Genomic DNA, 8,221 nt, shown 5'->3' with positions numbered 1-8,221 from the left:
CCTCGCTTAGCCGCCCGCGGACGCTCCAAGACACACCGCAAACCTGTCCAAAGTCCCCTCAAAAACCTGCGTCATCAAATTACGCAACGATCCCCGCAAGGGGGAGGGTGGCCGGCCGTAAGGCCGGTCGGATGGGGGGCTTGGCGCCCCCCGTCAACTCAGGCGTTCAAAAATTCGCTGGCCTTGTACAGCGAGCGGAACGGCAGGCCGGCGGCGGCGAAGCTGTCGGCGGCGCCTTCTTCGCGGTCGACCATGGTCAGCACCATCGCGATTTCGGCGCCGGATTCGCGCACTGCCTCGGCGGCCTTGATCGCCGAGCCGCCGGTGGTGGTGACGTCCTCGACGATCACCACGCGCTTGCCCTTCAGGCTTTCGTTCTTCGCCAGCCCTTCCACCGCGAGCTTGGCGCCATATTCCTTCGGCTTCTTGCGCACGAAGAACGCCGCGATCGGCCGGCCGTTGAGCCAGGACAGCTGCGCGATCGCGCCAGCCAGCGGCACCGCGCCCATTTCCAGGCCGCCGACATAATCGACCTGCTCGGCGCGCAGCGCCTCATAGGTCAGTTCGGCGAGCAGCGCCGCGCCCTCGGGGTCGAGCATGGTCGGCTTGAGGTTGAAATAGAAATCGCTCTTGCGACCGGAGGCGAGGGTGACCTCGCCGCGCCCGAACGAGCGGGTGCGAATGATCTCGGCAAGGCGGGCGCGGGAATTGGCTGTGGTCACGGCGATCTCTCTGGCTGAAATTTGGCCGGCAATCTATCGCCGGCCTTTAAGGGGAGCAATCCGCCGCGGCGCGGCGGCCACCCTCAATGCGCCTCGTCCCAATTGCTCGCGGCGCGCGCATCGACATGGAGCGGCACCGACAGCACCACCGCCGGGAAGGCTGCGTCCTGCATCACCCGCTGCACCACCGGCAAGGTCGCCTCAACCTCGGCCTCCGGCACCTCGAAGATCAGTTCGTCATGGACCTGCAGCAGCATCTGCGCGGACAGCTTTTGCGCGGCGAGCGCGGCCTCCATGCGCACCATGGCGCGGCGGATGATGTCGGCCGCGGTGCCCTGCAGCCGCGCATTGATGGCGGCGCGCTCGTTGAAGGCGCGCAGCGACGGGTTGGACGCCTTGATGTCCGGGTAATGGCATTTGCGGCCGAACAGCGTTTCGACAAAGCCATGCGCCCGGCAAAATTCCTTGGTGCTTTCCATGTAGTCGCGGATGCCGGGGAAGCGCTCAAAGTACTTTTTGATGTAGGCGCCGGCTTCCTCGCGCGGAATGCCGAGCTGGTTGGCGAGCCCGAATGCGGAAATGCCGTAGATGATGCCGAAATTGATGGCCTTGGCGCGGCGCCGCACCTCGCCGGGCATGTCCTTGATCGGCACGCCGAACATTTCCGAGGCGGTCATGGCGTGAATGTCGAGCCCGTCCAGAAACGCCTGTTTCAGCACCGGGATGTCGGCGATTTCGGCGAGTAGCCGCAGCTCGATCTGCGAATAGTCGGCGGAGACCAGCTTGTTGCCGGGCGTCGCGATGAAGGCGCGGCGGATCTTGCGGCCGTCCTCGGTGCGCACCGGAATGTTCTGCAGATTGGGCTCGTTCGACGACAGCCGCCCGGTGGTGGTGGCGGCGAGCGCGTAAGTGGTGTGCACGCGCCCGGTCTGCGGATTGAGATAGGTCGGCAGCGCGTCGGTATAGGTCGAGCGCAGCTTTGAGACCTGGCGCCAGTCGAGCACCTTCTTCGGAAACTCGTGGCCCTGCTCGGCGAGGTCGTCGAGGATCGAGGCCGAGGTCGACCACGCGCCGGTCTTGGTCTTCTTGCCGCCCGATAGGCCCATTTTGCCGAACATGATGTCGCCCAGCTGCTTGGGGCTGCCCGGATTGACGTCCTCGCCGGCAAGCGCGTGAATTTCGCCTTCGAGCCGCGCCGCGGTTTTGGCGAAATCGGCCGACAGCCGCGCCAGCTCCTGGCGGTCGATCGCGATGCCGCGCCGCTCCATGCGCGCCAGCACGCCGATCAGCGGCCGTTCCAGCGTTTCGTACACCGTCATCATGTGCTCGGCGACCAGGCGCGGCTTGAGCACCTGCCATAGCCGCAGCGCGACGTCGGCGTCCTCGGCGGCGTAGCAGGTGGCGCGGTCGATCGGCACCTGCTCAAAGCTGAGCTTGTTCTTGCCACTGCCGATCACCTCGCCAAAACTGAGCGTCTGATGGCCGAGCCAGATTTCCGCCAGCGCGTCGAGACCATGGGCCTGCCGTCCGGCGTCGAGCGCGTAGGACATCAGCTGCACGTCGTCGGCATTGGTCAGCGTGATGCCATGCTGCGCCAGCAGCACCGCGGTGAATTTGATCGCAAGGCCGATCTTGAGCACGCCCGGCGCTTCCAGCAGCGGCTGTAGCGCGGTCAGCGCTTCGCGTTCCGCTATCTGATCGGGCGCGAGCTGCGGCGCGAACAGGCCATCGCCGTCACCAGCCTGCCGGTGGCCGAGCGGGATGTAGCAAGCCTCATTAGGGCCGAGCGCCAGCGCCAGCCCGCACAGCTCGGCCTGCAACGGATCGATCGAGCTGGCCTTGGCTTCGATCGCGAGCTGGCCAGCGGCGAACGCGCGCGCGATCCAGCCGTCAAGCTCGGCGCGGCTGCGCAAGGTGACATAGCCGTCGCGGTTCACTGGCGTCTGGCGCGCCGCCTCGGCGCGCGCGGCGGCGAGCTGCTGCGGGGTGAATACTTCGCCGTTTTGTAGCGTTCGGCTTCGCCCCGTTTGCGGCGCGCTCCCTCCTCCGCTTGCGGGGGAGGGCTGGGGTGGGGGTTCGTGCCCGGCGAACAGGTCAGCGCTCGTGGCTGCTCCCCCACCCGGATCGCTGCGCGATCCGACCTCCCCCGCAAGCGGGGGAGGTGAAGAAACCGAGACGCTCTTGGTCGCCGCATCGGCGCTGACGTCGGCCGGATTGATCTGCGAATATTCCGCGACGCGCCGGGTCAGCGTGGTGAATTCCATCGCTTTCAGGAACGCGATCAGCTTACGTGCGTCGGGCTCATGCACCGCCAGCTCATCGAGCGGCACATCAACCGCCACCTTGTCGTCGAGCTGCACCAATTGCCGGGAAATGCGCGCCTGCTCAGCATTGGCGATCAGGGCTTCGCGGCGCTTGGGCTGCTTGATCTCGGTCGCGCGCGCCAGCAGCGTTTCCAGGTCGCCATAGTCGTTGATCAGCTGCGCCGCGGTCTTGATGCCGATGCCGGGCACGCCCGGCACGTTATCGACCGAGTCGCCGGCCAGCGCCTGTACCTCGACCACCTTGTCGGGCGGCACGCCGAATTTCTCGATCACCTCCGGCACGCCGATCCTGCGGTCCTTCATGGTGTCGTACAGCGTCACGCAGTCGTTGACGAGCTGCATCAGATCCTTGTCGGACGACACGATGGTGGCGCTGGCGCCGCGCGCGCAGGCCTCGCGGACATAGGTCGCGATCAGATCGTCGGCCTCAAAGCCGCTCTGTTCCAGGCATGGCAGATCGAAGGCACGCACCGCCTCGCGGATCAGGGAAAATTGCGGGATCAGGTCCTCGGGCGCGGGCGGCCGCTGCGCCTTGTATTGCGGGTAGATGGTGTTGCGGAACGTCGCCTCGGACTTGTCGAACACGATCGCCAGATGGGTCGGCCGGTTGTCCGGCGGCATGTCGCGCAGCAGCTTCCACAGCATGTTGCAGAAGCCGAGCACGGCGTTGACCTGCAGCCCGTCCGACTTGCGGTTCAGCGGCGGCAGCGCGTGGTAGGCGCGGAAAATGTAGGACGAACCGTCGACCAGGAACACATGGTCGCCCTTGGCGAGCGGCTTGGCGGCGACGGGAGCGGCGATCGGGTGCGGACTGTTCGGCATGGCCGCAACTTATGAAGTTTTGCCCGGCAATGACACCCCGCCCGGGGCTCTGCCCCGGGGAAATCGCGGTGATGGCATCGGTTCCTGGCGCGCGGCGCCGCGTGTCAGGAACGGCGCTATGCCGCAGGTTGCAGCTTGGGGCGGATTTTGCGCGGCACGATCCAGAACGCACCCGGCCGCTCGAACAGGAAGGTGGCGCCGGTCTTGATCGCGATCCGCCAGATCACCAGGGCGCCGATCACGCCGGCGATATTGACCAGCAGCGCGATGGTGCCGATGTCGAGATAGGGCGCGGCATAGCGCAACAGCACGATCCGCGTCACCACCATCGGCAGGAAGAAGGCGAGATAGATCACGATCGAATGTTCGCCGCAGAACCGGATGCCATCCAGCCAGCGGATCTTGGCGAGCAGCGTCGCGGTGACGATGATGGCACCCGCGCCGGCAAAGCCGAGCACCAGCGAGATCACCGGCCAGGTGGCAAGCCCGGTTGCGACCAGCGCCGCGTTGATCACCGCCCACAGCGCCAGCCCGGCCAGCGCCAGTTTCGGATGCTCGGCGGCGCGCGCCGAGAAGGCGAAGATGGTCGAGGCAAACAGATAGCCGGAATAGAAATAGACGAAGCGCGAGGCGAATTCGTCGATTACCGTCCATTCAGTGAAGATATGCGCCATCTCCAGCGCCGCCGCGATCGGCCAGATCACATAGGCCGGCACCTTGCGCGTCAGCTTGGTGACCACAAAGAAGATCGGCAAGAGATAGATGAACCACAGCGTGCCGAACGGATCGATGAACGACAGCGTGTACATGTAGGCGACATGCGCCCAGCCGGCATCGGCGGCGTAAGACGGCGATTTGAACGCGAACTGGATGGTGAGCCACAGCACGTAAAAGTAAGCGAAGTGCACCACCTTGCGGTCGAGATAGGTGCGCCAGTCGCGATCGATCACCACCGCTAGGAACAGGCCGGAGATCAGGAAGAAGTCCGGCATCCGGAACGGCCGCGCGAATTCGACCACGTAATGCATGAAGCCGGTCTGCCCGGCGGCGTTTTCCACGCCGAGCACCGAATGCATCATCACCACCATGATGATGCAGATGCCCTTGGCGTAATCGACCCAGTCGATTCGCCCCGGCGCTGCCGTCGTCAGGTGGGCCGTTGTCCCGGTTCTGGTCATCGCTGTCCCTTTTTGGCGCGACTGAAGCGCATTATCGGCCAGATCAGTTGCTTTATCGTTGTAACGGACAAGAACCGTGCCGAACGGGCTGGCCCGGGCCGGTTAGGGCGGGGGGCGGGCGTTTTGCGTCGCTGCGGCGGCTGCGGTAAGAGGCGCCAGCCTATCATGACCCATCGCCGCCCGCCGCCGCCGCGCGCTACGGGCAGCCGTTTGGCCGAGCCGCAAGAGCCCCGTTTGACCCGCCGCTTCGATACGCCATTGCCGATCGACGCCGTGCTCGGCGACATCAGCCGCACGCTCAGCGCCAGCAATGCCGCGGTGCTGGTGGCGCCGCCCGGCGCCGGTAAGACCACGCGGGTGCCGCTGGCGCTGCTGGATGAGCCCTGGCTGAAGGACAAGAAGATCATCGTGCTGGAGCCGCGCCGGATCGCGGCCCGCGCCAGCGCCGAACGGATGGCGGCGACGCTCGGTGAGCGCGCCGGCGCCACGGTCGGCTACCGGGTGCGGTTCGGCTCGAAAGTGTCGCGCTCAACCCGCATCGAGGTGGTGACCGAGGGTATCTTTACCCGGCAGATTCTCGACGACCCGGAACTGACCGGGGTCGGCGCGGTGCTGTTCGACGAGTTTCACGAGCGTTCGCTCGATGCCGATCTCGGGCTGGCGCTGGCGCGCGACGCGCAACAGGGGCTGCGCGAGGATCTGCGCCTCCTGGTGATGTCGGCGACCATCGACGGCGCCCGGGTCGCCAAGCTGCTCGGCGAGGCGCCGGTGATCGCCAGCGAAGGCCGGGCGTTTCCGGTCGAGACCCGTTATCTTGGCCGCAAACCGGATGTGCCGCTGGAACGGCAGATGGCCGATGCCATCGCCAAGGCACTGCGCGCCGATGCCGGCTCGGTGCTAGCGTTTCTGCCCGGCGCTGCCGAAATCCGCCGCACCGAAAACCTGCTGGCCGAGCGGGTGCAGGACCCGAGCGTCGAGATCGTACCGCTGTTCGGCGCGCTTGATGCCGCGGTGCAGGACCGCGCCATTGCGCCGCCGCCGCTTGGCCGGCGCAAAGTGGTGCTGGCCACCTCGATCGCGGAAACCTCGCTGACCATCGAGGGCGTGCGCATCGTGGTCGATAGCGGCCTCGCCCGGGTGCCGCGCTATGAGCCTGACCTTGGCCTGACAAGGCTGGAAACGGTGCGCGCCGCGCGCGCCGCGGTCGATCAGCGCCGTGGCCGCGCCGGCCGTATCGAGCCCGGGGTGTGCTACCGGCTGTGGGACGAGCCGCAGACCGCGGCGCTGCCGGCCTATACCCAGCCGGAAATTCTTAGCGCCGATCTGTCATCGCTGCTGCTCGATCTGGCGCAATGGGGCGTTGCCGATCCCGGCCAGCTGGCGTTTCTCGATCCACCGCCAGCGCCGGCCTTGAAGGAGGCCAGCAGTCTCTTGCGCGAACTCGGCGCGCTCGATGGCGATGACCGCATCACTGACGAAGGCAAAAGCCTGCGCGCATTGGCGCTGCCGCCGCGGCTGGCGCGCATGATCGTCGATGCCGCGCGCTTTGAGGCCGCCGACCGCGCCGCCGAGATCGCGGCGATTCTCACCGAGCGCGGCCTTGGCGGCGACAGCGTCGATCTCGAGCACCGGCTCGATCAGTTCCGCCGTGATCGCTCACCGCGCGCCAGCGCCGCCCGGCAGATGGCGCAGCGCTGGGCCGCGCAGGTTCAGTCGAGCGGCACGGCGTCATCTTCTCCCTCCCCCTTGCGGGGAGGGTGGCCGGCCGAAGGCCGGTCGGGTGGGGGCAGCCCCGAAGCGAAGCCGTCGTCGCGGACCCCCACCCCCGCCCCCTCCCCGCAAGGGGGAGGGGAGCTCAGCACTGGCGTCCTGCTCGCCTTCGCCTTTCCGGACCGCGTCGCCAAGAATCGCGGCAATGGCAGTTTTGTGCTCGCCAATGGCCGTGGCGCGGCGGTGGAGCCGAGCGCGGCACTGGCGCGCGCGCCCTATCTGGCGGTGGCCGAACTGACCGGCACGGCAGCGGCCGGGCGCATCCTGCTGGCGACGCCGATCGCGCTTGCCGATATCGAACAGCGCTTTGCCGAACACATCGAAAACCGCGACGACGTCAGTTTTGATCGCGCCGCGCTGGCGCTGCGGGCGCGGCGGCGCCGCGGCCTGCACGCCATCACGCTGTCGGAGGCGCCGTCGGCGCTGACGCCCTCGGAGGACACCGCGCGCATCTTCGCCGATGGGCTGGTGGCCTGCGGCCTTGATCGGCTGCCCTGGTCGAAGGCGCTGCTGCAATGGCGCGGCCGGGTGATGTTTTTGCGCGCCGCCGAGGGCGAGCCCTGGCCCGATCTGTCCGACAGCGCGCTCGCCGACAGCCGCGATGAGTGGCTGGTGCCGCTGCTGGCCGACAAGACCGCGCTCAAGGATGTCAGTCCCGGCGAGCTGTCCGACGCGGTGATGCTGCTACTGCCTTGGGAGCTGCGCGCCCGGCTCGACCGCGAAGCGCCGACCCATTTCCAGGCGCCGACCGGCAGCGCGCTGGCGATCGACTATGAAGCCGAGCAGGGCCCCACCATCGCGGTGCGGCTGCAGGAATTGTTCGGCCTCACCACCCATCCCTCGGTCGCCAAGGGCAAGGTGCCGCTGGTGCTGGAATTGCTGTCGCCGGCGCACCGCCCGGTGCAGGTGACGCGCGATCTGCCCGGTTTCTGGCGCGGCTCCTATGCCGCGGTGCGCGCCGATCTGCGCGGCCGCTATCCGCGCCACCCCTGGCCCGAAGATCCGTCGGTCGCCGAGCCGACCCGCCGCGCCAAGCCGCGCGGCACCTGATCTCTAGCGTTTTCGAGCGAAGTGGATGCCGGTTCGCGTCAAAAAACGCGTCAGAACATCAAGTTATACCAACGGAAATTGATACCAACCCATCCGCATGTCATGGCCGGGCTCCGTCCCGGCCATCCACGTCTTTGATCTTGCAGCGCTTTCAAGACGTGGATGCCCGCGACAAGTGTTTAGCCCGGGGACATGTCGGACACCTGTTCGGGGACATCACTGACACTTTTGGGCGTGGTCAAGTCGATCGTTGCGACTGACCACGATCCGAAGAAGATTCCATAGCGACCGTCCTGGTCGAGCGGCCGCACGGCGAGGCGTTCACCGCGCAAGGCGCGTGGCACCTGCCAGAGGC

At 67.0% G+C, this 8,221-nt stretch carries 4 protein-coding genes and 1 pseudogene; 1 reads left to right on the top strand and 4 read right to left on the bottom strand.

Annotation, left to right across the window (positions count from 1 at the left end; genetic code table 11):
* Positions 1-158: 158 nt before the first annotated feature.
* From pyrE to BJ122_RS18615, 3 genes are all read right to left on the bottom strand, one after another.
* The gene (gene pyrE, locus BJ122_RS18625) at positions 159-722 is read right to left on the bottom strand and encodes an orotate phosphoribosyltransferase (RefSeq protein ID WP_110782786.1); all 564 of its coding nucleotides are present in this window, start codon (positions 720-722) and stop codon (positions 159-161) included.
* 83 nt (positions 723-805) lie between these two features.
* A complete protein-coding gene (gene polA, locus BJ122_RS18620) occupies positions 806-3,868 on the bottom strand; it encodes a DNA polymerase I (RefSeq protein ID WP_110782785.1) in 3,063 nt (1,020 codons plus the stop codon).
* Between the two features lie 116 nt (positions 3,869-3,984).
* Positions 3,985-5,046, bottom strand: a complete 1,062-nt coding sequence (locus tag BJ122_RS18615; RefSeq protein WP_110782784.1) for an acyltransferase family protein — start codon at positions 5,044-5,046, stop codon at positions 3,985-3,987.
* A gap of 234 nt (positions 5,047-5,280) precedes the next feature.
* Between BJ122_RS18615 and hrpB the strand changes: the two genes are divergently transcribed.
* Positions 5,281-7,866 carry an ATP-dependent helicase HrpB gene (gene hrpB, locus BJ122_RS18610; protein WP_110782787.1) on the top strand — a complete coding sequence of 862 codons (2,586 nt, stop codon included), beginning with the start codon at positions 5,281-5,283 and terminating at the stop codon, positions 7,864-7,866.
* Between the two features lie 179 nt (positions 7,867-8,045).
* Here the strand turns inward: hrpB and BJ122_RS19725 are convergent.
* Positions 8,046-8,221: pseudogene (locus BJ122_RS19725) on the bottom strand (IS481 family transposase); the annotation flags it as partial.

This window comes from Rhodopseudomonas faecalis, from assembly GCF_003217325.1.
Taxonomy (GTDB): domain Bacteria; phylum Pseudomonadota; class Alphaproteobacteria; order Rhizobiales; family Xanthobacteraceae; genus Rhodopseudomonas; species Rhodopseudomonas faecalis.
This window is presented reverse-complemented; position numbering and strand designations above follow the sequence as displayed.